The sequence below is a fragment of the Mycobacterium simiae genome (genome assembly GCF_008370645.1).
In the GTDB taxonomy this organism is placed as follows: domain Bacteria; phylum Actinomycetota; class Actinomycetes; order Mycobacteriales; family Mycobacteriaceae; genus Mycobacterium; species Mycobacterium simiae_A.
The window spans coordinates 1-944 of record NZ_VTZN01000426.1 but is presented as its reverse complement, the minus strand read 5'-3'; the positions used below and the strand labels follow the sequence as shown (position 1 = coordinate 944).

General features: G+C 71.2%; 2 protein-coding genes. Both read right to left on the bottom strand.

Annotated elements, in window-relative coordinates; genetic code table 11:
- Positions 1-177 precede the first annotated feature (177 nt).
- Positions 178-504 carry a hypothetical protein gene (locus F0Q45_RS26250; RefSeq protein WP_149656622.1) on the bottom strand — a complete coding sequence of 109 codons (327 nt, stop codon included), beginning with the start codon at positions 502-504 and terminating at the stop codon, positions 178-180.
- 24 nt (positions 505-528) lie between these two features.
- On the bottom strand, positions 529-944 hold a 416-nt coding region (locus F0Q45_RS29790), incomplete at its 5' end, for a hypothetical protein (RefSeq protein WP_262491199.1).

Here is a 944-nt window from a genome sequence, read left to right as displayed (position 1 = left end):
CCGGCCGGTCACACTGGGCACCCCGCTGACCGGCAAACACGCTGACCTGCAACGGATGTCACCGCCACCGCCGGGGCCGCCGTGATCACCGGTCACCGAACGCGATGCCCGGCAGAAGAGGTGGCCCGGCCAACCCTGGTGGGAGAGCTGGCCGGGCCCGATGGGGCGGGCAGTGTTCTAGAACAGGCGCCCGGCGCGGAACGGGTCGCGGTGGCACGGGCAACCACAGCGCCAGGTGAACCCGGGCAGGGAAAGTTTGAGCGTGACCCCGCCTTCCTGGGGTCCGCCGAGCCGATGCCCGCAGGCGTCGTGGCGGCCCTGATCGCAGGACTTGGTGGGCGCGTCGATGGGCATCTCGACGATCACCTTGGCCCCGTCGATCTCGTCGGGGTAGCTGATCCAGCGCCGCCCGTCTCGGGTGTGGACCTTGGCGCGGCGTTTGATGCACTGCACGGGGCGGACGGTGGAGCCGACCCATCGTTCCCAGAATTCGATGTCGCTCATGGTGTTCTCCTGTTCGGCGGTGATTCAGCGGTGGCCGGTGATCGCGCGGGTGAGGGCGGCGGCCGCGCGGGCCAGCCGCAGGCCCTCAGCGAGGAAGGCGGCGACATCGCCTCCGGTGCTGCCGTCGGCGAATTCGACGTCGTGGAGCGGGCTACTGGTGAGCGCGGCCAGGGCGCGGTCCGCGCGGGTGAGGGCGTCCCGGGCGGTTTGCAGGGCGGCGATCAGCTCGGTGCGGCAGCTGTCGATCTCGAGATCCCGGTCGTGGCAGGGGCTTTCGCGGGTCCTGTCTGCGTCCCGGCGCCCGGGGGTGGGTGCGTCTGCGGGCCGGGCGTGCGCGAGGTGCAGGGGGTCGTGGTCGGTACTTGCCCAGGGATCGGTACTCGGTGTCGTGGTCATGGCTGTGCTCCGTTCTTTCGCGGTGGATATGCGCCGGTCGGCGC

Coding starts and splice junctions, on each gene's coding strand:
- F0Q45_RS26250 (WP_149656622.1), bottom strand. CDS start 504: ATGAGCGACATCGAATTCTGGGAACGATGGGTCGGCTCCACCGTCCGC.